We start from the raw sequence: 21663 nt of genomic DNA, 5'->3' as shown, positions 1-21663 counted from the left end.
CTCTAGAAAGTCAAACGACTTCCTGACGCAGCTTTGTTTTATCCGTTTACGGATAGGCCGTAAGATGCGCGTCACCGCACTCTGAATTAAAGCTCAAGCCATGGCCCCCAGGATCAAAACCAGCGAGCGCATCGTGCAGAACAGCTTGGAGCTGTTCAATCAGCAGGGTGAGCGCAGCATCAGCACCAACCACATTGCCGCCCACATGGAAATTTCCCCGGGCAATCTGTACTACCACTTCCCGAACAAGCAGGCGATTATCGCGGTGCTGTTCAGTGAGTACGAAACCCTGGTGGACAGCTTTTTGCGTCCGCCGCAGGGGCGAGGTGCCACGGTTGAAGACAAGCGCTATTACCTCAAAGAGCTGCTGTCGGCGATGTGGCGTTATCGGTTCCTGCACCGCGACCTCGAACATTTGCTCGAGAGCGACCCGGATCTGGCCGCGCGTTACCGGCGGTTTTCCCAGCGCTGCGTGATTCAGGGCTCGGCGATTTACCAAGGGTTTGTCGAGGCCGGGATCCTCAAAATGGACCGCGTGCAGATTGAATCCCTGACCATCAATGCCTGGATCATCCTCACCTCGTGGGTGCGTTTCCTGTGCACCACGCGCGAAAACTCCAACCACTTGAGCGAGCAGGCGATCAAACGCGGCGTGTATCAGGTGCTGGTGCTCGAAGCCGGATTTGTTACCGATGAGGCGCGCCACGAGGTCAACACGCTGTTTGAAGAGTTTTACGTGCCACTCGCCCAGGCTCTGGAAGAAGTGCAGTAGGATCAGCCATCGACTCAAGCACAGGAGCCCGTTATGCCCATTGCGCAACTGATCAGCCCGCAAGCGTTGGACCTGAAAAAGGAGCAGCCTGGGCTGGTGATCCTGGATTGTCGTTTTGCCCTCGAAGACCCGGACTACGGTCAGCGCAGTTATGCCGAAGGGCACATCGCCGGTTCGAGTTTCGCCGATCTTGAGCGGGATCTCAGCGGACCAGTGATCCGCGGCGTCACCGGGCGCCATCCGTTGCCGGCACCCGAAGACTTTATCGAGCGTCTGCAAGCCTGGGGCGTCAACGCCGACAGCGACGTGGTTTTGTACGATGATGGCCCTGGCGCTTTCGCCGCGCGGGCCTGGTGGTTGCTGGCGTGGCTGGGCAAACGCGACGGCGTGTTTATTCTCGATGGCGGGCTCAAGGCCTGGCACGCGGCGGGGCTGCCGCTGAGTCTGGACGCGCCGTCGATTGTCCGTGGCACGTTCAGCGGCACGCCGGATGAAGCGTTGCTGCTCAGCGCCGAACAACTCCAGCAACGTCTCGGCCAACCTCAACTGACCTTGCTCGATGCCCGCGCCTTACCGCGTTTCAAGGGTGAAGTGGAACCGATCGACCCGATCGCCGGGCACATTCCCGGCGCGCAGTGCGCGGCGTTCACCGACAACCTTGGCAGCGATGGACGTTTCCTGCCGGCCGAGCAACTCAAGCAGCGTTTCGCCGCGAAACTCGAGGATCGTTCACCGACAGAGTTGGTCGCGTATTGCGGCTCGGGCGTGACGGCTTGCCACAATTTGTTCGCGTTGTGCCTGGCGGGTTATCCGTTGGCGGCGTTGTATGCCGGGTCGTGGAGCGAATGGATCAATCAGCCCGCGCGGGGCATCGCCACCGGCGAATAACCCGATCCCCCAATCCCCTGCAGGAGCGAGCCTGCTCGCGATCGCGGTAGGTCATTCAGCACAAATGTTGACTGCCCCGGCGCTATCGCGAGCAGGCTCACTCCTACATTGGGTTTCGTGTCTGACGCGGATTATTGGCGATGTGCGGCAGTCAGCCATTGCGGGATACGCCGTTCCAGGTAGTAGCCCGGCTGGCGAAGCGATCCGTCGACGAAGCCGACGTGCCCACCCTTTGGCTGCAACTCGAATTGCGTTGACGCCGACAATTCCTCTGCGAGCGGCAAGCTGTGGGGGAACACAAACGGGTCGTCAGCCGCCTGGATGATCAGCGTCGGCGTGCGAATTTCGCCGAGGAAATAGCGGCTCGAGGCGCGGCGGTAGTAATCGTCGGCATCGACAAAACCATGCAGCGGCGCGGTGATCCGGCCGTCGAAATCCCAGAACGTGCGCATGTTCTCCAGCGAACCCAGCGCGGCCAGTGCGGCCAATCCATCCTCGCGCCCGTCATGCTGAAACTGACGCTGCTTGTTCTTGATGTAGGCGACCATCTCGCGCATGAAGTGCGCCTGATAGACCTTGGAAAATCCCTTGCCGATACGGTCGGCGCACTGATCGAGGCGAAACGGCACCGACACCGCGACGGCGCCGCGCACGCCGCTGTCGCTGCCGGTTTCGCCCAAGTATTTGAGCAACACATTGCCGCCCAGCGAATAGCCGACCGCGTACAACGGCGCGAGCGGGCGCTTGGCTTTCAGGTGTTTGATCGCTTCGGCGAGGTCTTCACTGGCGCCGGAATGGTAGCTGCGCGGCAACAGGTTCGGCTCGCCCGAGCAGCCGCGCCAGTTCAGCGCGACGCTGGCCCAACCCTGCGCCGCCAGGACTTTTTGCAGGCCGGCGACGTAGGGCGAATTGGATGAGCCGGTCAACCCGTGCAACACCAGAACCAACGGTGCGTCGGCGCTGTGCGGGCCGTGCCAGTCGAGGTCGAGGAAGTCGCCGTCCTCCAGCCACAGGCGTTCACGATCTCGCTGGATATGCGTGGTTTTGCGCCATAGCGGGCCCCACAAGGTTTGCAAGTGCGGATTGCCCAGGCCAAAGGCCGGGGTGAAACGTTCGTCAGGCTGGTACAAGTTGGTTCTCTGCAAGGTAAAACAGTCGGCGGCAGGGCGGAAACGCGCTGCCCTACAGCCTGTATTCATGGCGCTTAACTTGCCACAGTCGCGGTGTCGGCGCGACACATACTCTGCGGCGCAACCTCTGCCGGGGCTGGCAAAGGCAACTGCGCGACGTTCGGGCCGACGCTCACCACCGACCATTTGCCGGGATCAACATGGCGGTTCAGCGCCGCTTTGATTTCAGCGAGGGTCAGATCGCGCGCCTGCAAGGTCGAATAGTCCAGATCGAGCGGCAAGTCGCGCTCATTGATCTCGACCAGACGCGACAGGATGTGCGTGTTGCTGGCGCTGGTCAGCGCACTGTTGCTGCGCAAATAACCCTTGGCGTCATCCAGTTCCTGCTGCGTCGGACCTTGCACCAGGAACTCGCGATAAAGCTCTTTGACCAACGCCACCGTGCCGTCGCGGTACTGCGGCTGCGTGTTGAATTCGATCACCGCCAGACCGGCTGCATGCAGCGGCGGCGACTTGAGTTGCGCGGTGTAGGTGAGGCCACGTTTTTCACGCAGTTCGGTCATCAATCGGGAGCTGACACGCTGCCCGCCGAAGATTGCATGCGCCACCCGCAGCGCTGCGTAGTCCGGGTGCTGGCGCGGCACGCTCAGTTGGCCGAGAACGATGTGCGTCTGGTTCGATGCGCGTTCGATATGCCGCGCGGCGGCGGTTTCGATTGGCTGTGGAGGCGGCGTCGCCGGCATCACGAGCGCATTCGCCGGCAAGGCATTGATGATCTGCAAACTGATCGTCTGCGCCTGCTCCAGTGTCAGGTCGCCGACCAGCGTGATCAGCACATTCGCCGCGCTGTAGGCCTGACGATGAAAGGCCTGAACCTGAGCAATCGACAACTTGCCGAGACTTTCCGCGGTGCCAAACACCGGTTGTGCATAAGGATGACCGGCCAGCAGTGCCTCTTTGAGGGCCTGATGGATTTGCAGGTCGGGGTTCTGCTGTTGGACTTTGAGCAACTCGGTTATCTGGGTTTTCACCCGAGCTAGGGATTTTTCGCTGATCACTGGCTGGCCGAGCATCTGCGTAAACAATTGCAGCGCCGGTTCGCGTTTGTCGTCGGCGGCGAGGCTGCGCAGTGACAGCGAAGCGCGGTCGTAGTGGATGTTCATGTCGAGCTTCGCGCCCAAGCCATCAAAACTTTCGAGGATCGCCGCCAGGTCTTTGCCCGCGACACCTTGGTTGATCGAGTTGAAGGCTGCAGCAGCGAGCCCCGGGTGTTCGCCGTCCTGCGCGCTGCCGGCGGCGAAGCTGACATGTACGTCGAGGATCGGCAGTTCCGGGGTGCGGATAAACAGCACTTTGCCGCCGGCAGGGGATTTCCAGCCGTGAATGTTCAGGCTGCGCGTGGCGATCGGTTGCTGGTCCAGTTCTGCCAGCGATTGCAGACGCGAAGAGGCGGGTTGGTCGGCGGCAAACACTGGCGCGGCAGCCAGGCAATTGAGCAACAGCAAACCCAGCGCCGTTACGGTGAACGTATTCATGGTTGTGCTCCAACGAGGACGTGGGCGGTACTCAGGCGTTGCCGGGTGAAATAGGTCGCGGCGGCTTGCTGGATATCTTCGGGCGTCACTAGTCTCAGTTGATTGACCTCGTCGTCCATCTCGCGCCACGACACGCCGATGCTTTCGAAGGAACCCAAACGGTCAGCCTGATCCTCGATGGCGTCGCGGCCGTAAAGCCGTTTGGCGATCAGTTGCGTGCGCGCGCGTTCCAGTTCTTCTGCGCCGGGAGGGTTTGTCTTGAATTCGTCGAGCAACTGCCAGATGCGTTTTTCCGCCTCGTCGAGGCTTATGGTTTGCCGGGTGTGTAGTTCGGCGTCGAGGGTTAACAGGCTGTCGCCGCGAAACAGCGCGTTGTATTCGGAGGTAGTCGCCGAAAACAGCCGTTCGCCGAATTGCAGGCGTTTGCGCACACGCGAACTGTCGGAGCCGGCCAGCAGGGTGCTGAGCAGGGTCAGCGCATGCACGGTTCGCTGGTTTTGCGCGGTGCCAAGGCTCGGTACGTTGAACGCCATCAGCAGCCGTGGTGCGGCAATCGGCTGATGCAGGATGATCCTGCGTTCGCCCGGTTCGGCGAGTTCGAGGGAGGTTCGGGTGGTGACAAAAGATTTGCTCGGCAGCACGCCGAAATAGCGTTCGACCAGCGGTTTTACCCGTTCCAGCGTTACGTCTCCGACGATCACCAACGTCGCGTTCCCCGGCGCATAACGTGCCTGATACCAGTCGCGCAGTTCGGCGGCATTCATGCGTTGCAGGTCGTGCATCCAGCCGATGATCGGCGCGCCATAGCTGCTGGCCGGGTAGGCGAGGCTGTTGAGATGATGTTGCGCGGTGGCGTTGAAATCATCGTCGACGCGTAAACGGCGTTCAGCCTGAATCACGGCCAGCTCCGGGACGAAATCCTCGGCGCGCAAGTGTGCGGTCGACATCATGTCCGCCAGCACCTCGAAGGAAACGCCCAGTTGGTGCGGCAGCAGGGTCTGGTAATAAGTGGTGATGTCTTTATCGGTGAAGGCGTTTTGCGCAATGCCCAGCGTGTCGAAAATGCTCGATGCTTCGCCCGCGCAGAGTTTGCTGCTGCCCTTGAAGAGCATGTGTTCGAGCGCGTGAGACAGGCCGGACTGGCCCGGGGGTTCGTCGGCGGAGCCGACCTTGAACCAGAGCTGCGAGGTCACGACCGGCGCGCGATGGTCTTCGCGCACGACGACTTTCAAGCCGTTGCTCAGGGTGAATTCATGCGTGGGTTGTACGGTGGATAGCGCGGATTGCGCGGGTTCGGCGAGGGCCGAGAAGGGCAGTAGCCAGGCAAAAAGCAGCATCCTGCTGCATAAGATGTTCATCCGTGTTCATCCCAGTGGTTGGCCGAAATTGGCTAAACCACTGTGAGGAACCGGAGGGCACCGCGTGCGGTAACTATGTACCGCACGCGCCAGGCACGTTCATGCCTGGCGAATCGGTTTGGACAGCTCAGTTAGCAGGCGCGCTACGCTGCCACAGCGCGTAATACACGCGACCGGATTTCTGCTCGCGGTGCAGGCGCCAGTTGCCCGGCAAGCCCAGCGACGACGGGGCGTTTTCGCTTTCGGTGTAGACCCACGCGTCATCGGCCAGCCATTGGCGTTCTTCGAGCAAGGCGCACACACCCGGCAACAAGTCCTGATTGAACGGCGGGTCGAGGAACACCACGTCATACGCAGTTGCAGTTTGGGTTTCCAGGTAGCGCAAGGCATCGGCGGTTTGCACCTGGCCGGTGGTGCAGCGCAGGGTGCCCAAGTGCTCCTTGATGCTCGAAACCGCGATGTTGCTGGCGTCCAGCGCCTGGCCCATGGCCGCGCCGCGCGACAGCGCTTCGAGGAACAATGCGCCGCTGCCGGCGAACGGATCCAGCACCTTGGCCCCGGCGATGTATGGCGCGAGCCAGTTGAACAGGGTTTCACGCACCCGGTCCGGGGTCGGACGCAGGCCCGGCGCGTCGGGGAAGCTGAGCTTGCGGCTGCCCCATTCGCCACCAATGATGCGCAATTGATTCACGCCGTTATGCACGTTGTGAACAGGTTTTTTTGGACGCGATGGACTGGCCATTAATGCTCCGGAACCCCGAGCGGCTGCTCGGCAGGTTTATCAGATGGGGCCGGTAACGGCTTTTGCGGCACGGTCGGGCCAGCGCTGACGATGACCATTTTGTCCGTGCTCAAGTGTTTGTTCAGTGCAGTTTTGACTTGCTCGACGGTCAGGCTCTGGGACTGTTGCATGAAGTCTTCCAGATAACTCAGCGGCAAATTGTAGAAACCCATGGCGCCGAGCTGGCCGACGATATCGGCGTTGCTGGCGGTCGACAGCGGGAAGCTGCCGGCCAGTTCACGCTTGGCGTCGTCGAGTTCTTTTTGCGTCGGACCGGTTTTAAGGTAGTCGGCGAGCACGTCTTGCACCAGTTTCAAAGTGCCTTCGCTCATTTCCGCGCGCGTCTGCAAATTGATCATGAACGGGCCGCGCGCCTGCATCGGGCTGAAACCCGAATACACGCCGTAGGCCAGACCGCGCTTCTCGCGCACTTCGCTCATCAGGCGCGTACCGAAACCGCCGCCACCGAGGATCTGGTTGCCCAGCGACAGTGCCGCGTAGTCCGGGTCATCACGGTCGATGCCCAATTGCGCGAGCATCAAATTGGTCTGCTTCGACGGAAACTCGATGTGACCGATGCTAGCCTTGGGTTCGGTCGGCTGCGCAATCTTCGCCAGCGCCGGGCCTTTTGGCAGGGTGCTGGAGACTTGCGCGGCAATCGCTTCGGCCTCGGCGCGCGACAGATCACCGACCAGCGCAATCACCACGTTGCCGCCAGCGTAGGCTTTCTCATGGAACGCGCGCAGCTGGGCGAGGGTGATCGCCGGAATGGTTTTCGCCGTGCCGTCGCTGGAGCTGGCGTACGGGTGGTCGCCGTACAGGCGCTTCATCAACTCGATGCCGGCGAGTTTGCCGGGGTTCTGCTTCTGGTATTCGAAACCGGCGAGCAGTTGGTTTTTGATCCGCGCGAACGAGTCGGCAGGGAAGGTCGGTTTGCCGACCACTTCCGAGAACAGCTTCAGGGCAGGTTCACGTTTGTCCGCTGCGCTCAAACTGCGCAACGACGCCACGGCCATGTCCTTGTAGGCACCGTTGCCGAAATCCGCGCCGAGGCCTTCAAAGCCCTGCGCGATGGCGCCGACGTCTTTGCCGGCCACGCCTTCGTTGAGCATGGCATTGGTCAGCATCGCGAGGCCCGGCGCATCGCCGTCCTGGCTGCTGCCGGCAGCGAAGATCAGGCGCATGTCGAACATCGGCAGTTCGCGCGCTTCAACGAACAGCACTTTCGCGCCTTCGGCAGTGGTCCAGTTCTGCACGTCGAGGTTACGGTGGCTCGGGGCCTTGCCGTCGAGTTCGGCCAGCGACTGCAATTTCTGGCTGGACTTGGCGTTGTCGAGCGCTTCGCTGGCGGTCGACTCGTCGGGGCGCAACAGGTAAACGGTGGCCGAGCCGATCAACGCAACGAGGATCAGCCCGATCAGCGCCAGGCGCGGTTTTTTACGCTCACTCATGAGTCGTCTCCTCTGGCAGTACATGGGCGACGCTGAGACGTTCGCGGGTGAAATACAGCTTGGCGGCTTTCTGGATGTCTTCCGGGGTCACGCTTTCGAGATCGGCGAGTTCGGTGTCCATCAATTTCCACGACAGGCCGACGGTTTCCAGTTGGCCGATAGCGGTGGCCTGGCTGGTGATCGAATCACGCTCGTAGACCAGGCCGGCAATCACTTGGGCACGCACGCGTTCCAGTTCTGCAGCGGACGGCGCGGTAGTTTTCAGTTGATCGAGCAACTTCCACAACCCGGCCTCGGCTTGCGCAATGGTTTTGTTCATTTGCGTGTTCGGCGTTGCCGACAACGTGAACAGGCTGTCGCCGCGGGTGTAGGCGTCGTAGCTCGACGAACCGCCGGACACCAGCTCTTCGCCGCGCTCCAGTTGTGTCGGGATGCGACCGCTGTAGCCGCCATCCAGCAGCGCCGAGATCAGGCGCAAGGCGTTGACCGAACGTTTGTCCTCGGCGGTGGCGATGCTCGGCACGTTGAAGGCGAGCATCAGGCTCGGCAGCTGAGTCTGCACGTGCAAGGTCATCAAGCGTTCACCGGGCTCGGCGAGCTCCAGCGGAATTTTCGCTGGCGGAACGTCGCGCTTGGCGATCGGGCCGAAATAGCGCTGGGCGAGGGTTTTGACTTCGTCCGGGGTGACGTCGCCGACTACCACCAGCGTCGCGTTATTCGGCACGTACCAGGATTGATACCAGTGGCGCAGCTCTTCGACCTTCATGCGGTCAAGGTCAGCCATCCAGCCGATGGTCGGCGTGTGATAGCCGCTGGCCGGGTAAGCCATGGCTTTGAAGCGTTCGTAAGCCTTGGCCATTGGCTTGTCGTCGGTGCGCAAGCGACGTTCTTCTTTAATTACCTCGATCTCGCGGCTGAATTCGTCGGCCGGCAAGCGCAGATTGGCCATGCGGTCGGCTTCCAGTTCGAACGCCACGCCGAGGCGGTCGCGGGCCAGGACCTGGTAGTACGCGGTGAAGTCATCGCTGGTGAAGGCGTTTTCTTCGGCACCGAGGTCGCGCAGGATCAGCGACGCTTCACCGGGGCCGACTTTGTCGCTGCCCTTGAACATCATGTGTTCCAGCGCGTGGGACAAACCGGTCTGGCCCGGCGTCTCATAGCTTGAGCCGACCTTGTACCAGACTTGGGACACCACCACCGGCGCACGATGGTCTTCGCGCACGACGACCTTCAAGCCGTTGTCGAGGGTGAATTCATGAGTGGGTTGTGGATCGGCAGCCAGGGCCGAGAGGGGCAGACAAACTGTGCTGAGCAGCAGGCCTGCGGCGCGGCGGGCTAGAGCATTCATACGTTTTTAAACCTTTGGGGCTGCCTGCTTGTTCTTAGCGTCAGCGGGCGAGAGGGTGCTAGGATACTGGTCCGTTTTACTGGCGGCCACGCCTGTGAGCCCTTTTATCGGGCGACAGGTTGTATGGGTTCCCGGCAGAAGCTTTGAGTTTGTCCGCTAAACTCAACGTTTTCGCCGACGATGCCGGTCCAGTCCTTCGTGTTAGTCGACCTTTGAGGTGCCCTTGGCACTTCGACAAATTGTTGCGCGTGAACAAGCTGGGTGAATCGCAGTCTGTTCTGCATCGAATATTTATTTGCCGGGGCGCCCCTTGGGCGCTTCGCTACCGTGAGATAGCCGTCCTCCATGTTTGGTTCCAACGACGACAAGAAGACTCCAGCTGCGGCTGGCGAGAAGAAAGGCCTGTTCGGATGGCTGCGCAAAAAGCCGCAGGAACCCGTGGTCGAACAGCCGCAGCCGATTCCTGAGCCCGCTCCCGAGCCGGTGATAGAACCCGAGCCGCTTATACCCGAGCCGCTTATAAAAGAAGAACCGGCGCCGATTGTTCTGCCAATCGCCGAACCGGTGTTGCAACCGGCTGCCGAGGCTGAAGCAGAATCTTTGCCGCCAGAACCTGAACGTAAGTCTGAACGTGAGCCTGGGCGCGAGCCGCAGGCGGAAATCGCCGCCGCGCTGCCATTGACGCCGGTCGCCGAGCCTTGGCTGACCTTGCCGGTGGCGGAAGAACCAGTGGCGCTGGTTGAAGACGAGCAGGCCGCGCACATCGCGCCGCCGATTCCTGCGCCGATTGCGTTTACCCCTGAACCGGTTCAAGTGCCAGTCATCGAGCTGGCTCCCGCGCTGATGCAGATCTCCGAACCTGCACCTGTTGCGCCAGAACCGGAAGCGCCGGTATTCGTCGCGCCGGCTGCCCCGATTGTGGTGACGCCAGAACCAGTGCCTGCGCCAGCACCAGCACCCGTTATCGCCCCGGTGATTGCTGACGCACCGGTCGCCATCATCGAAACCCCTGCCGAAGCGCCGCGCACCGAAGAAACCAAAGCCGGTTTCTTCGCCCGCCTCAAGCAAGGTCTGTCCAAGACCAGCGCCAGCATCGGCGAGGGCATGGCCAGCCTGTTCCTCGGCAAGAAGATCATCGATGACGAGCTGCTCGAAGACATCGAAACCCGTCTGCTGACCGCCGACGTTGGCGTCGAAGCGACCTCGGTAATCATTCAGCGCCTGACCCAGAAAGTCGCGCGCAAAGAGTTGGCCGATGCCGACGCGCTGTACAAATCCCTGCAAGCGGAACTGGCAGCGATGCTCAAGCCGGTTGAACAGCCGCTGAAAATCAATGCGCAAAACAAGCCTTTCGTGATTCTGGTGGTTGGCGTCAACGGCGCCGGCAAAACCACGACCATCGGCAAACTGGCGAAGAAGCTGCAACTGGAAGGCAAGAAAGTCATGCTCGCCGCCGGCGACACCTTCCGCGCCGCTGCCGTCGAGCAATTGCAGGTCTGGGGTGAGCGCAACAAGATTCCGGTGATCGCCCAGCACACGGGCGCCGATTCGGCTTCAGTGATCTTCGACGCCGTGCAGGCCGCCAAGGCGCGCGGCATTGATGTGTTGATCGCTGACACCGCCGGCCGTCTGCACACCAAAGACAATCTGATGGAAGAGTTGAAGAAGGTTCGCCGGGTTATCGGCAAACTCGACGCCGACGCGCCACACGAAGTCTTGTTGGTGCTCGACGCCGGGACCGGGCAGAACGCCATCAATCAGGCCAAGCAGTTCAACCAGACCGTGCAACTGACCGGCCTGGCGCTGACCAAACTCGACGGCACCGCCAAGGGCGGGGTGATTTTCGCCCTGGCCAAACAGTTTGGTTTGCCTATCCGCTACATCGGTGTCGGTGAAGGCATCGATGACTTGCGCACTTTTGAAGCAGAACCCTTTGTCCAGGCATTGTTTGCCGAGCGGGAGCGTTCATGATTCGTTTCGAACAGGTCGGTAAACGCTACCCGAACGGTCACGTCGGCTTGCATGAGCTGAGCTTTCGAGTCCGTCGAGGCGAATTCTTGTTTGTTACCGGCCATTCCGGCGCCGGTAAAAGCACCTTGTTGCGGCTGCTGCTGGCCATGGAGCGTCCGAGCACCGGCAAACTGCTGTTGGCCGGGCAAGACCTGAGCACCATCAGCAACGCGCAGATTCCTTACCTGCGGCGGCAGATTGGCGTGGTGTTCCAGAATCACCAGTTGCTGTTCGATCGCACGGTGTTCAATAACGTCGCGTTGCCGTTGCAGATTCTCGGTTTGTCCAAAGCCGAGATCGTCAAACGCGTGGATTCAGCGCTTGAGCGCGTGGCGCTGTCGGATAAAACCGATCTGTACCCCGGCGACCTGTCGACCGGTCAGCAACAGCGCGTCGGCATTGCCCGCGCCATCGTCCATCGCCCGGCCCTGCTGCTGGCGGACGAACCGACCGGTAACCTCGACCCGCGTCTGGCGGCAGAAATCATGGGCGTGTTCGAAGACATCAACCGTCTGGGCACCAGCGTATTGATCGCCAGCCACGACTTGGCACTGATCGCGCGCATGCGTCACCGCATGCTCACCTTGCAACGCGGCCGCTTGATCGGCGACGGGGAGGCCGGCGTATGAGTGCGACGCGCAGCAACAAGCTGTCCGAGCGCGTGGCGCCGAAAGCCGCCGACCCGCAGCCGCAGAAGAAAAAACGCGACGATGACGACGGCCCGGATTTCGCCACGCTGTTTCGCGCCTGGATCGAAAGCCATCGCGCCAGCCTGCTGGACAGTCTGCGTCGATTGGGCAAGCAGCCAATCGGCAGTTTCTTCACCTGCATGGTGATGGCGGTGGCCCTGAGTTTGCCGATGGGGCTGTCACTTCTGCTGAATAACGTCGAACGTCTCGGCGGTTCGTGGCAGCGTGCGGCGCAGATTTCGCTGTATCTGCAACTCGACGCCAGCACTGAGCAGGGCGAGGCGTTGCGCGAGCAGATCAAGGGCATCCCCGGGGTTGCCGAGGCTGAATATGTCGGCCGCGATCAGGCGCTGGAAGAATTCCAGCAACAGTCCGGTCTGGGCGAGGCGCTTAAAGAGCTGCCGGAAAACCCGCTGCCGGGCGTTGTGCTGGTGACGCCGAACGAAGTCGACAAGCCTGCGCTTGAAGCATTGAGACAAAAACTTTCCGAATTGCCCAAGGTACAACAGGCGCAACTTGATCTAGTCTGGGTCGAACGTCTGGCCGCCATCCTCAAGCTCGGCGACCGTTTTGTCTTCGGGCTGACCGTGTTACTGGTTTCTGCATTACTTTTGGTGATAGGCAATACCATTCGTCTTCATATTGAAAACCGCCGCACAGAGATAGAAGTGATTAAACTCGTCGGCGGCACGGACAGCTATGTACGCAGGCCTTTTCTGTACATGGGCGCGCTATATGGCTTGGGTGCCGGGTTTCTTTCGTGGGGCGTCCTGGCGTTTGGCCTGAACTGGCTGAACGACGCGGTGGTTGGACTGGCCGGCTTGTACGGCAGTAATTTTGCGCTGGCCGGAGTGCCAGTCGCCGATGGTCTGTCGCTCTTGCTTGGCGCTGTGCTGTTGGGTTATATCGGTGCATGGATTGCAGTCGCACGTCATCTCAGGGAGTTGGCGCCGAAGTAGTAAATTTTTGCGCGTATTGACCTTTCGGTTTTAATGGGAACTTGTCCCTTGGTTTCCGGTCAATTTTCGCAGTGCTGAACTGCATGAGTTTGTAAGTCGGAGGTTTTTTCGTATGACCAATTCTTTGCAACCTGCATATGCTCTGGTCCCGGGTGCGAACCTGGAGGCCTATGTGCACACCGTCAACAGCATTCCATTGCTGACGCCGGAGCAGGAGCGTGAACTGGCCGAGAGTCTCTATTATGAGCAGGATTTGGGGGCGGCTCGGCAGATGGTGCTCGCCCACCTGCGTTTTGTTGTACACATTGCCCGTAGCTATTCCGGCTACGGTCTGGCTCAGGCTGACCTGATCCAGGAAGGCAACGTCGGCCTGATGAAGGCCGTCAAGCGCTTCAACCCGGAAATGGGTGTGCGCCTGGTATCGTTCGCGGTGCACTGGATCAAGGCTGAGATTCACGAGTTCATCCTGCGCAACTGGCGCATTGTGAAAGTCGCGACCACCAAGGCCCAGCGCAAGCTGTTCTTCAACCTGCGCAGCCAGAAGAAGCGTCTGGCGTGGTTGAACAACGAGGAAGTCCACCGTGTGGCGGAAAGCCTCGGTGTCGAGCCGCGTGAAGTGCGCGAGATGGAAAGTCGCCTGACCGGCCATGACATGGCGTTCGACCCGGCTGCGGAAGCGGACGACGACAGTGCTTTCCAATCGCCGGCCAACTATCTGGAAGACCACCGGTACGACCCGGCCCGTCAACTGGAAGATGCCGACTGGAGCGACAACTCCAATCACAACCTGCACGAAGCACTGGAAGTACTGGACGACCGCAGCCGTGACATCCTCTACCAGCGCTGGCTGGCAGAAGAGAAAGCCACGCTGCACGACCTGGCGCAGAAGTACAACGTGTCGGCCGAGCGAATTCGTCAGCTAGAGAAAAGCGCGATGAACAAGCTCAAGTTGTCGATCGCCGCGTAACGCAGCGAGCAGGCAATAAAAAACGCCCCGATCAGCAATGATCGGGGCGTTTTTGTTGGTTTGTCCTGCACACAAATCCCTGTAGGAGTGAGCCTGCTCGCGATCACTATCTATCAGTCGACATTTATTGCGACTGACCTGACGCTATCGCGAGCAGGCTCACTCCTACAGGGGATCTTCAGCGTTACTGAGCCCAAGGCGCCCGGCGTGAATCGTTGATACCGACCAGATAACTGTCGCCACCCAACTGGCTCATCTGCTGCCGAATCCACCCGGCACGCCGTGCGACGTAATTGGTCGGATGGCTCGCGCTCCATACGCGCGGGTTGGGCAGAACCGCAGCGAGCAAGCTCGATTGCTGGCGGCTCAGGCCTTTGGCGCTTACGCCGAAGTGATGGCGGGCGGCGGCTTCAGCGCCGAACACGTCGTCATCCCACTCGACACTGTTCAGGTACACCTCAAGAATCCGCTGCTTGGGCCACAAAACCTCGATCAGCCCGGTAAACCAGGCTTCCAGGCCTTTGCGCAGCCAACTGCGGCCGGACCACAAAAACAGATTTTTCGAGACTTGCTGGCTCAGCGTACTGGCGCCGCGAATCGAACCGCCAAGCTCGTTATGCGCCAGGGCTTTCTGGATCGCGCCGAAGTCGAAACCCCAGTGCTCGGGGAATTTCTGATCTTCCCCGGCAATCACCGCGACTTTCAGGTCGTCAGAGATTTCATCCCAGGGTTTCCAGGTCCGTTGCAGGTCGATGGGTTCGCCATCGATCCAGGATTCGACCTTGCGCTCGACCATCAACGCCGTGCCCGGTGGCGGCACCACGCGAAAAATCAGCACCAGCAATACGCTGCCGCCCGCGAACCACAGCAGGGCCTTGATGAATCGTCGCAAAAATAAACGCAGCATAGAGATGGCTTGGCCGAACCCGTTGAGCGGGCCATTATACAGACCCTGTTGAATGAGTCTGACTGGAGTTCTACATGCTGCGTGGCTTTCTGATGCTGGCCGCTTTCTTCGGCTTCACTGGCGTTGTCCTAGGCGCGTTCGCCGCGCATGGCTTGAAAAACCGCCTGAGCGCGGAATACCTGACAATTTTCCACACCGGCGTCACCTATCAACTGGTGCACACCCTGGCGCTGCTGGGCGTGGCGCTGCTGGCGACGCAGATTCCCGGCCGTCTGGTCACCTGGGCCGGCGCATCGTTTGCGCTTGGCATCCTGCTGTTTTCCGGCAGTTTGTACCTGCTGACGATGACCGGCATCAGCAAGCTCGGGATCATCACCCCGTTCGGCGGCCTGGCCTTTCTGGTCGGTTGGTTCTGTCTGGGCCTCGCCGCGTGGCGCTTGCCGCTGACCGCTTGACGCTTGGTGCTGACCTTTGGGTCATGATCGGGCTAGAATGCCTGCCCCAAAAAATGATGGCGGCTTGCAACATGCGCATTCAGTTGAACGGCGAATCCCTTGAACTGCCCGACGGTGAAACCGTTGCGGCCCTGCTGACCCGTCTGGACCTGACCGGACGCCGGGTGGCGGTCGAACTCAATCTGGATATCGTCCCGCGCAGCCAGCATGCCGACACCGCATTGAACGACGGCGACACGGTCGAAGTGGTTCATGCGATTGGCGGCGGCTGACAGCCCGGCGCGCCACGGCCCAGAATTCTGCAAGAACCTCACCCCTACAGAGGATTTCCCATGAGCATCGTTCGTAACGACAAGCCCTTCGTCCTGGCCGGTCGTACTTACCAGTCGCGTTTGCTGGTAGGTACCGGCAAGTACCGCGACATGGAAGAAACCCGCCTGGCCATCGAAGCCTCGGGTGCCGAGATCGTCACTTTCGCCGTGCGCCGCACCAACCTCGGGCAGAACCCGGGCGAACCGAACCTGCTCGAAGTGCTGTCGCCGGATCGCTACACGTTCCTGCCGAACACCGCCGGTTGCTTCGACGCGACCGAGGCTGTGCGCACCTGTCGCCTGGCCCGTGAGCTGCTCGGCGGGCACAATCTGGTGAAACTGGAAGTGCTGGCCGACCAGAAAACCCTGTTCCCCAACGTGATCGAAACCCTCAAGGCTGCCGAAGTGCTGGTCAAGGAAGGCTTCGACGTGATGGTTTACACCAGCGATGACCCGATCATTGCCCGGCAACTGGCGGAAATCGGCGTGATCGCAGTGATGCCGCTGGCCGGCCTGATCGGCACGGGCCTGGGGATCTGCAACCCGTACAACCTGCAGATCATCCTCGAAGAAGCAAAAATCCCGGTGTTGGTTGATGCCGGTGTCGGTACTGCTTCCGACGCCACCATCGCCATGGAACTGGGTTGCGAGGCGGTGCTGATGAACTCGGCAATCGCCCACGCCCAGCAGCCGGTGCTGATGGCCGAAGCCATGAAACATGCGATCGTCGCGGGTCGCCTGGCCTACCTCGCCGGCCGCATGCCGAAAAAACTCTATGCCAGCGCCTCCTCGCCGCTGGATGGTCTGATCAAGTAAGAGCCATTGATGACTGAATCGAACGAAACGCCGAACACCGTGGAAGAAGGCGACGAGTCCAAGCACCGCCGCATCAAGAGTTTTGTGATGCGCGCCGGCCGCATGACCGAGGGCCAGCAAAAAGGCCTGGAGCAGGGCACGCCGCTGTTCGTCCTGCCGCTGGCTGATGCGCCGGTGGATTTTGATCAGGTGTTCGGCCGTTCGGCGCCGCGCTCACTGGAAATCGGTTTTGGCATGGGCCATTCGCTGCTGGAAATGGCGGCGGCTGCGCCGGAACAGGATTTCATCGGCGTGGAAGTGCACCGTCCGGGTGTCGGCGCGCTGCTCAATGGCGTGCTGACGCAAGGCCTGACCAACCTGCGGGTCTACGATTGCGACGCAATCGAAGTGCTGAACAATTGCGTGGCCGACAACAGCCTCGATCGCCTGATGCTGTTTTTCCCGGACCCGTGGCACAAGAGCCGTCACCACAAGCGCCGCATCGTCCAGGCATCGTTCGCTGAACTGGTGCGCAGCAAGTTGAAGGTTGGCGGCATTCTGCACATGGCCACCGATTGGGAACCGTATGCCGAATACATGCTGGAAGTGATGAATGTCGCGCCGGGTTACCGCAACCTCGCCGAAGACGGCAAGTGCGTACCACGCCCGACCGAACGCCCGATCACCAAGTTCGAACGCCGCGGCGAACGTCTTGGGCACGGCGTGTGGGACCTGAAGTTCGAAAAACAGTCCTGACCGCCACAAGCCTGTGGGAGCAAAGCTTGCTCGCGATGGCGGCCTGACAGTCAACCAGGATGTTGAATGTTATGGCCTCATCGCGGGCAAGCCTCGCTCCTACGGGTTTTTTTGTGTCTGGGATTCAGCGGCGGTCGGCGACGACGCCGATCAGCACCAGGACCACCAACAGCACCGGCGCCAGGCTGTAGTTGTTGAACTGGCTCAGGCCTTTGACGATCCACGGTGTCGCGTAGATCAGCGCGGCGCCGCTGCCGACCATGCACACCAGCGCCATCATCGGCACGCGCAGTGCGCCGGCAATGCTGCCCAGGCGTTGTTCGACCCAGCCTTTGATGTCCGCGCCGAACAGCACCAGCAAACAGCCCACCAGCGCCAGAGCGATTTCCGACAGGTTGCTGCGGCTCCAGCGAGACGCGGTGGCGAGCAGGTCGAGGATCAAATCCATTGGTTTTCCCTTAAGGCTGAAATCAGCTCAGAAATGTCTGCAGCAAGTCATTGAGAAACAGTTGTCCGCGCTCGGTGGCCGCCAGACGTGACGGTTCGACCTGCAACAAGCCGCTTTGTTCGGCTTCGCGGCGACCCTCGGCGAGGCTTTCCAGTGGCAGCCCGGTGCGCTCCGGGTACAGCCGCGATTCCACGCCAGCGGTCAGGCGCAAGGCGTTCATCAGGAAATCGAACGGCAACTCGTCATTGCTCAGGGCTTTCTCGCCAGCCTTGAAGCTCTTCGCCGGGTTGAGATAGTCCTTGGGCAGCCGCGTCTTCCAGGTGCGCACGATGCGCCCGTCGGGGTGGCTGAGCTTGCCGTGGGCGCCAGCGCCGATGCCGATGAAGTCGCCGAAACTCCAATAATTGAGGTTATGCCGCGCCGGTTTGCCGGGCTGCGCGTAGGCCGACACTTCGTATTGCGCGTAACCGTGCTCGGCCAACAGCGCCTGCCCGGCTTCCTGAATGTCCCATAGCGTGTCGTCCTCCGGCAGCACCGGCGGCTGATTCCAGAACACCGTGTTCGGCTCCAGCGTCAGCTGATACCAGGACAAATGCGTCGGCTTCAGGGCGATGGCCGTGCGCAGGTCGTTCAGTGCATCGTCCAGCGACTGATCGGGCAAACCGTGCATCAAGTCCAGATTGAAGTTATCAAACCCGGCCTGACGCGCCATGCCGGCAGCGCGCACCGCTTCGTCACCGTTGTGAATGCGCCCGAGCGCCTTGAGTTTTTCTTCCTGAAAACTCTGGATGCCGATCGACAGGCGATTAATCCCCAACGCACGGTAAGCGACAAACTTGTCCTGCTCGAACGTCCCCGGATTGGCTTCCAGGGTGATTTCGATGTCGCTGGCAAAGGCAATCCGCTGTTCCACCCCTTTGAGCAAACGGCCCAGCGCCTCAGCGCTGAACAGGCTCGGCGTGCCGCCACCAAAGAAGATCGAACTCAGCTCGCGGCCATAAACCGCGTGCAAGTCCTGATCGAGGTCGGCCAGCAGGGCGTCGACGTACTCTTCTTCCGGCAGCACCGGGCTGGCGGTGTGGGAGTTGAAGTCGCAATAAGGGCATTTGCGCACACACCACGGAATATGGATGTACAGCGCCAGGGGCGGCAGCACGGGCAGCGCCGCGCGGGGCGATTGGGCGGCGCCGCCGAAGATCAGCGGCGACGCGGATGAGTCGTGGGTCATTTCAAGCCCAGACGCTGGCGCAGCAGATCCATTGCACGGGCGCGGTGGCTGATCAGGTTCTTTTCGCTGGGGCTCAAATCAGCGCTGGAGCATTCGCGTTCCGGCACCCAGAACAACGGGTCGTAGCCAAAACCGTGCTCGCCGCTGGCCGCCGGCAGAATGCGCCCGTGCCACAAGCCTTCGCACAGGATCGGCAGCGGATCGTCGGCATGCCGCACCAGCGCCAATACACAAACGAACTGCGCGCCGCGCTCGGCTTCGGGCACGTCTTTCAAGGCGTCGAGCAGCTTGGCGTTGTTCGCCGCATCGCCCTTGCCATCGGCGTAACGCGCGGAATAAATCCCCGGCGCACCGCCAAGGAAATCCACCGCCAGCCCCGAATCGTCGGCCAATGCCGGCAGACCGGAGATGCGCGCCGCGTTACGCGCCTTAAGGATCGCGTTCTCGACGAACGACAGGCCGGTTTCTTCCGGCTCGATGCTGCTGAACTCGCCGATTGAGCGCAATTGCACGGACGCGCCGAGCATGGCTTGCAGTTCTTTGAGTTTGCCGGCGTTATGGCTGGCCAATACGAGTTGCGTGAAGTTGATCATTCGCCGGGGAAGAGCTCTTGGTTGAAGTTGATAGTTCTGGTTTCATCGCCGACCTTGACCGTTATGTCGAAGGTGCGGGTTTCCTGCTGGTCCACCGGGTATTGCGCGATGTAGTAGACCGCGCCTTGCTCGGTGATCTGGCGGAACGTCAAGGGTACGCTTTTGCTGGTCAGGTCTTTGACTGTGCCGCTCACCTGGGCGATCAGCGGTTTGCGATCCTTGACCACCGAGACGTTGATCACGCCTTGGTTTTTGCTGCGAATCAGCTCGGCAGCCTTGGCGATATCCGGCGTCAAGAAGGTCGAGTTGAAGGTGTTGTAATGCACGACCGCGCCGCTGCCCAATTTTTCCTGGCGCTCGCCTTTGATCGCATCGGCAGCCATCGCCGTCACGCTGAGGCAGGCAGTAAGTACAAACAGTGCTAGACGACCCATGATCGTTCTCCTTGGAATAGCGTGGCTCAAATCGCGACTTTGTGGTCCGGCAACCCTGGGCTGCTGACGCGGTAGATGCCGATCTCACCTAACAGATTAGGCCAAAGCTTACTGGCCCACCCGTGGCGGTGCTGTTGATCCACGGCAAGCCGATCAATGACCTTGGCTGCACGTTCGCGGCACAACTCTTCAAAGTCGCCGAAGGTGCAGAAGTGAATGTTCGGCGTGTTGTACCAGGTGTACGGCAGGAACTCGGAAACCGGCATCCGGCCCTTGCTCGCCAGGTACCAGCGGCAGCGCCAGTGACCGAAATTCGGGAAGGTGATGATGCACTGGCGGCCGACGCGAAGCATTTCGTCGAGGATCCGGTCGGGGTAATGCACGGCTTGCAGCGCCTGCGTCATGACCACGATGTCGAAACTGTTGCTGGCAAAGTTGCCGAGGCCTTTGTCCAGGTCCTGCTCGATGACGTTGATGCCTTTGGCCACGCATTCGGCGATGTTGTCGGCGTCGTTTTCCAGGCCATAACCGGTGACTTGCTTGTTGTCGCGCAGCCAGGTCAGCAGCTCGCCGTCGCCGCAACCGAGGTCGAGCACGCGGCTACCGGCGGGGATCCATTCCTGGATGATTTCCAGATCGGCTCTCATGGCTTACTCACAATTGGATTCTGTTCATGTAATTGCTGAACGCCTGCAGGTAACGCGGGATCGGAATCAGGAAGGCGTCGTGGCCTTGCGGAGCATCGATCTCGAGGTAGCAGACGTCTTTCTTGGCGGCCATCAGCGCGTCGACCAGTTCCCGCGACCGGGCCGGGGAGAAGCGCCAGTCGGTGGTGAACGACATCACGCAGAACTTGGAGGTGGCGCCGGCGAAGGTTTTCGCCAGGTCATCGTCGAAGTTCGCCGCTGGGTCGAAGTAGTCCAGGGCTTTGGTCATCAGCAGATAAGTGTTGGCGTCGAAACGTCCGGAGAACTCTTCGCCCTGATAACGCAGGTAGCTTTCGACCTGGAACTCGACGCTGTGGAAGTCGTAGTTGAGCTTTTCGCTCTTCAGGCCCCGGCCGAATTTCTCGCCCATGGAGTCGTCGGACAGGTAAGTGATGTGCCCGACCATCCGCGCCAGCATCAAGCCACGCTTGGGGATCACGCCTGCTTCCTGGAACGAACCGCCGTGGAATTCGGGGTCTGTGAGGATCGCCTGGCGCGCCACTTCGTTGAACGCGATGTTCTGCGCCGACAGCTTCGGTGCCGAGGCGATGGCCAGGCAGTGGCGCACGCGGTCAGGGTAGGTGATGGTCCACTGCAACGCCTGCATGCCGCCGAGGCTGCCGCCGATCACCGCGGCCCATTGGCTGATGCCGAGCACATCGGACAGGCGCGCCTGGCTGTGCACCCAGTCTTCGACGGTCAACACCGGGAAATCGGCGCCGAACGGCTTGCCGGTGTCCGGGTTGAGGCTGCTCGGGCCGGTCGAACCGTTGCAGCCGCCGAGGTTGTTGAGGCTGACGACGAAGAATTTAGTGGTGTCGATCGGCTTGCCGGGGCCGATGCAGCTGTCCCACCAACCGGGTTTGCGGTCGTCGGGGCGGTGGAAACCAGCCGCGTGATGGTGGCCGGACAAGGCGTGGCAGATCAGCACGGCGTTGCTCGCCGTGGCGTTCAGCGTGCCGTAGGTTTCGTAAATGAGGTCATAAGCTGGGAGCGAACGACCGCAGGCCAGGGCCAGGGGTTCACTGAAGTGCGCCACTTGCGGCGTCACCAGACCAACAGAATCGGCGGGAAAGGCAGTTGGCATCGACCCTGCTCTCGTTGAAATGAGGCGTAAGTCTAAAGACCGGTGTGCCTAGCG

23 protein-coding genes are annotated in these 21663 nt (G+C 60.9%); 10 read left to right on the top strand and 13 right to left on the bottom strand.

The features are described from left to right. Nucleotides 1-100 precede the first annotated feature (100 nt). Together BI292_RS22210 and BI292_RS22205 are read left to right on the top strand one after the other, a co-directional pair. Nucleotides 101-772, top strand: coding sequence for a TetR/AcrR family transcriptional regulator (locus BI292_RS22210; protein ID WP_092276720.1), 672 nt, complete (start codon nucleotides 101-103; stop codon nucleotides 770-772). Between the two features lie 33 nt (nucleotides 773-805). Next, complete coding sequence (locus BI292_RS22205; protein WP_101209174.1) at nucleotides 806-1660, top strand: sulfurtransferase; 855 nt, start codon at nucleotides 806-808, stop codon at nucleotides 1658-1660. Between the two features lie 131 nt (nucleotides 1661-1791). Here the strand turns inward: BI292_RS22205 and BI292_RS22200 are convergent, their stop codons facing one another. From BI292_RS22200 to BI292_RS22175, 6 genes are all read right to left on the bottom strand, one after another. Next, nucleotides 1792-2790: a hydrolase gene (locus BI292_RS22200; RefSeq protein WP_101209173.1), complete on the bottom strand. Its 999-nt coding sequence runs from the start codon at nucleotides 2788-2790 to the stop codon at nucleotides 1792-1794. Nucleotides 2791-2864: 74 nt separating this feature from the next. Then, nucleotides 2865-4325, bottom strand: a complete 1461-nt coding sequence (locus BI292_RS22195) for a pitrilysin family protein (protein WP_101209172.1) — start codon at nucleotides 4323-4325, stop codon at nucleotides 2865-2867. Then, nucleotides 4322-5683, bottom strand: a complete 1362-nt coding sequence (locus BI292_RS22190; protein ID WP_101209171.1) for a pitrilysin family protein — start codon at nucleotides 5681-5683, stop codon at nucleotides 4322-4324. The genes BI292_RS22195 and BI292_RS22190 overlap by 4 nt, the downstream gene beginning before the upstream one ends. 127 nt (nucleotides 5684-5810) lie before the next feature. Further along, nucleotides 5811-6425, bottom strand: a complete 615-nt coding sequence (gene rsmD / locus BI292_RS22185; RefSeq protein WP_092276733.1) for a 16S rRNA (guanine(966)-N(2))-methyltransferase RsmD — start codon at nucleotides 6423-6425, stop codon at nucleotides 5811-5813. After that, entirely contained in the window at nucleotides 6425-7915 is a 1491-nt protein-coding gene (locus BI292_RS22180) for a pitrilysin family protein (RefSeq protein ID WP_092276736.1), read from the bottom strand. The genes rsmD and BI292_RS22180 overlap by 1 nt, the downstream gene beginning before the upstream one ends. Then, nucleotides 7908-9263 carry a pitrilysin family protein gene (locus tag BI292_RS22175; protein ID WP_092276739.1) on the bottom strand — a complete coding sequence of 452 codons (1356 nt, stop codon included), beginning with the start codon at nucleotides 9261-9263 and terminating at the stop codon, nucleotides 7908-7910. The genes BI292_RS22180 and BI292_RS22175 overlap by 8 nt, the downstream gene beginning before the upstream one ends. Before the next feature lie 345 nt (nucleotides 9264-9608). Between BI292_RS22175 and ftsY the strand changes: the two genes are divergently transcribed. The 4 genes from ftsY (at nucleotide 9609) to rpoH (ending at nucleotide 13888) form a co-directional block, all read left to right on the top strand. Further along, entirely contained in the window at nucleotides 9609-11234 is a 1626-nt protein-coding gene (ftsY, locus tag BI292_RS22165) for a signal recognition particle-docking protein FtsY (protein WP_101209170.1), read from the top strand. Further along, nucleotides 11231-11902: a cell division ATP-binding protein FtsE gene (gene ftsE / locus BI292_RS22160; RefSeq protein WP_025215982.1), complete on the top strand. Its 672-nt coding sequence runs from the start codon at nucleotides 11231-11233 to the stop codon at nucleotides 11900-11902. The genes ftsY and ftsE overlap by 4 nt, the downstream gene beginning before the upstream one ends. Beyond that, on the top strand, nucleotides 11899-12921 hold the full coding sequence (gene ftsX / locus BI292_RS22155; protein WP_092276751.1) for a permease-like cell division protein FtsX: 1023 nt from the start codon (nucleotides 11899-11901) through the stop codon (nucleotides 12919-12921). Before ftsE ends, ftsX begins: the two co-directional genes overlap by 4 nt. A 112-nt stretch (nucleotides 12922-13033) precedes the next feature. Next, nucleotides 13034-13888 carry an RNA polymerase sigma factor RpoH gene (rpoH, locus tag BI292_RS22150; protein ID WP_007897890.1) on the top strand — a complete coding sequence of 285 codons (855 nt, stop codon included), beginning with the start codon at nucleotides 13034-13036 and terminating at the stop codon, nucleotides 13886-13888. Between the two features lie 184 nt (nucleotides 13889-14072). Here the strand turns inward: rpoH and mtgA are convergent, their stop codons facing one another. Beyond that, nucleotides 14073-14795 carry a monofunctional biosynthetic peptidoglycan transglycosylase gene (mtgA, locus tag BI292_RS22140; RefSeq protein WP_101209169.1) on the bottom strand — a complete coding sequence of 241 codons (723 nt, stop codon included), beginning with the start codon at nucleotides 14793-14795 and terminating at the stop codon, nucleotides 14073-14075. A 74-nt stretch (nucleotides 14796-14869) separates the two neighbouring features. Between mtgA and BI292_RS22135 the strand changes: the two genes are divergently transcribed. The 4 genes from BI292_RS22135 (at nucleotide 14870) to trmB (ending at nucleotide 17112) form a co-directional block, all read left to right on the top strand. Continuing rightward, nucleotides 14870-15250 (top strand): DUF423 domain-containing protein, encoded by a 381-nt coding sequence (locus BI292_RS22135; protein ID WP_101209168.1) that lies wholly within the window; start codon nucleotides 14870-14872, stop codon nucleotides 15248-15250. A gap of 71 nt (nucleotides 15251-15321) precedes the next feature. Continuing rightward, a complete protein-coding gene (gene thiS, locus BI292_RS22130) occupies nucleotides 15322-15522 on the top strand; it encodes a sulfur carrier protein ThiS (protein WP_167370430.1) in 201 nt (66 codons plus the stop codon). Between the two features lie 60 nt (nucleotides 15523-15582). Further along, entirely contained in the window at nucleotides 15583-16377 is a 795-nt protein-coding gene (locus BI292_RS22125) for a thiazole synthase (protein ID WP_092276760.1), read from the top strand. Between the two features lie 9 nt (nucleotides 16378-16386). Further along, entirely contained in the window at nucleotides 16387-17112 is a 726-nt protein-coding gene (gene trmB, locus BI292_RS22120; protein ID WP_092276763.1) for a tRNA (guanosine(46)-N7)-methyltransferase TrmB, read from the top strand. Between the two features lie 124 nt (nucleotides 17113-17236). Here the strand turns inward: trmB and BI292_RS22115 are convergent, their stop codons facing one another. From BI292_RS22115 to BI292_RS22090, 6 genes are read right to left on the bottom strand one after another with little or no spacing between them, the layout of a single operon-like run. Beyond that, nucleotides 17237-17560: a DUF3392 domain-containing protein gene (locus tag BI292_RS22115; protein ID WP_101209167.1), complete on the bottom strand. Its 324-nt coding sequence runs from the start codon at nucleotides 17558-17560 to the stop codon at nucleotides 17237-17239. A 22-nt stretch (nucleotides 17561-17582) separates the two neighbouring features. Continuing rightward, on the bottom strand, nucleotides 17583-18788 hold the full coding sequence (gene hemW, locus BI292_RS22110) for a radical SAM family heme chaperone HemW (RefSeq protein ID WP_101209166.1): 1206 nt from the start codon (nucleotides 18786-18788) through the stop codon (nucleotides 17583-17585). Next, the gene (rdgB, locus tag BI292_RS22105) at nucleotides 18785-19381 is read right to left on the bottom strand and encodes an RdgB/HAM1 family non-canonical purine NTP pyrophosphatase (protein WP_101209165.1); all 597 of its coding nucleotides are present in this window, start codon (nucleotides 19379-19381) and stop codon (nucleotides 18785-18787) included. Before rdgB ends, hemW begins: the two co-directional genes overlap by 4 nt. Beyond that, nucleotides 19378-19815, bottom strand: a complete 438-nt coding sequence (locus tag BI292_RS22100; protein ID WP_092276778.1) for a DUF4426 domain-containing protein — start codon at nucleotides 19813-19815, stop codon at nucleotides 19378-19380. The genes rdgB and BI292_RS22100 overlap by 4 nt, the downstream gene beginning before the upstream one ends. 26 nt (nucleotides 19816-19841) lie before the next feature. Further along, the gene (metW, locus tag BI292_RS22095; protein WP_092276781.1) at nucleotides 19842-20462 is read right to left on the bottom strand and encodes a methionine biosynthesis protein MetW; all 621 of its coding nucleotides are present in this window, start codon (nucleotides 20460-20462) and stop codon (nucleotides 19842-19844) included. Nucleotides 20463-20469: 7 nt separating this feature from the next. Then, nucleotides 20470-21609 (bottom strand): homoserine O-acetyltransferase, encoded by a 1140-nt coding sequence (locus BI292_RS22090; RefSeq protein ID WP_101209164.1) that lies wholly within the window; start codon nucleotides 21607-21609, stop codon nucleotides 20470-20472. Between the last annotated feature and the right edge of the window lie 54 nt (nucleotides 21610-21663).

The organism is Pseudomonas sp. 43NM1, assembly GCF_002836905.1.
In the GTDB taxonomy this organism is placed as follows: Bacteria; Pseudomonadota; Gammaproteobacteria; order Pseudomonadales; family Pseudomonadaceae; genus Aquipseudomonas; species Aquipseudomonas prosekii.
The sequence above is the reverse complement of the archived record's forward strand: the minus strand, read 5'-3'. Positions and strand labels throughout refer to the sequence as shown.

Coding starts and splice junctions, on each gene's coding strand:
- BI292_RS22195 (WP_101209172.1), bottom strand. CDS start 4,325: ATGAATACGTTCACCGTAACGGCGCTGGGTTTGCTGTTGCTCAATTGC.
- hemW (WP_101209166.1), bottom strand. CDS start 18,788: ATGACCCACGACTCATCCGCGTCGCCGCTGATCTTCGGCGGCGCCGCC.
- BI292_RS22125 (WP_092276760.1), top strand. CDS start 15,583: ATGAGCATCGTTCGTAACGACAAGCCCTTCGTCCTGGCCGGTCGTACT.
- mtgA (WP_101209169.1), bottom strand. CDS start 14,795: ATGCTGCGTTTATTTTTGCGACGATTCATCAAGGCCCTGCTGTGGTTC.
- BI292_RS22205 (WP_101209174.1), top strand. CDS start 806: ATGCCCATTGCGCAACTGATCAGCCCGCAAGCGTTGGACCTGAAAAAG.
- ftsX (WP_092276751.1), top strand. CDS start 11,899: ATGAGTGCGACGCGCAGCAACAAGCTGTCCGAGCGCGTGGCGCCGAAA.
- BI292_RS22100 (WP_092276778.1), bottom strand. CDS start 19,815: ATGGGTCGTCTAGCACTGTTTGTACTTACTGCCTGCCTCAGCGTGACG.
- BI292_RS22090 (WP_101209164.1), bottom strand. CDS start 21,609: ATGCCAACTGCCTTTCCCGCCGATTCTGTTGGTCTGGTGACGCCGCAA.
- BI292_RS22190 (WP_101209171.1), bottom strand. CDS start 5,683: ATGAACATCTTATGCAGCAGGATGCTGCTTTTTGCCTGGCTACTGCCC.
- rdgB (WP_101209165.1), bottom strand. CDS start 19,381: ATGATCAACTTCACGCAACTCGTATTGGCCAGCCATAACGCCGGCAAA.
- trmB (WP_092276763.1), top strand. CDS start 16,387: ATGACTGAATCGAACGAAACGCCGAACACCGTGGAAGAAGGCGACGAG.
- BI292_RS22180 (WP_092276736.1), bottom strand. CDS start 7,915: ATGAGTGAGCGTAAAAAACCGCGCCTGGCGCTGATCGGGCTGATCCTC.
- BI292_RS22175 (WP_092276739.1), bottom strand. CDS start 9,263: ATGAATGCTCTAGCCCGCCGCGCCGCAGGCCTGCTGCTCAGCACAGTT.
- thiS (WP_167370430.1), top strand. CDS start 15,322: ATGCGCATTCAGTTGAACGGCGAATCCCTTGAACTGCCCGACGGTGAA.
- BI292_RS22210 (WP_092276720.1), top strand. CDS start 101: ATGGCCCCCAGGATCAAAACCAGCGAGCGCATCGTGCAGAACAGCTTG.
- rpoH (WP_007897890.1), top strand. CDS start 13,034: ATGACCAATTCTTTGCAACCTGCATATGCTCTGGTCCCGGGTGCGAAC.
- BI292_RS22135 (WP_101209168.1), top strand. CDS start 14,870: ATGCTGCGTGGCTTTCTGATGCTGGCCGCTTTCTTCGGCTTCACTGGC.
- metW (WP_092276781.1), bottom strand. CDS start 20,462: ATGAGAGCCGATCTGGAAATCATCCAGGAATGGATCCCCGCCGGTAGC.
- rsmD (WP_092276733.1), bottom strand. CDS start 6,425: ATGGCCAGTCCATCGCGTCCAAAAAAACCTGTTCACAACGTGCATAAC.
- ftsE (WP_025215982.1), top strand. CDS start 11,231: ATGATTCGTTTCGAACAGGTCGGTAAACGCTACCCGAACGGTCACGTC.
- ftsY (WP_101209170.1), top strand. CDS start 9,609: ATGTTTGGTTCCAACGACGACAAGAAGACTCCAGCTGCGGCTGGCGAG.
- BI292_RS22115 (WP_101209167.1), bottom strand. CDS start 17,560: ATGGATTTGATCCTCGACCTGCTCGCCACCGCGTCTCGCTGGAGCCGC.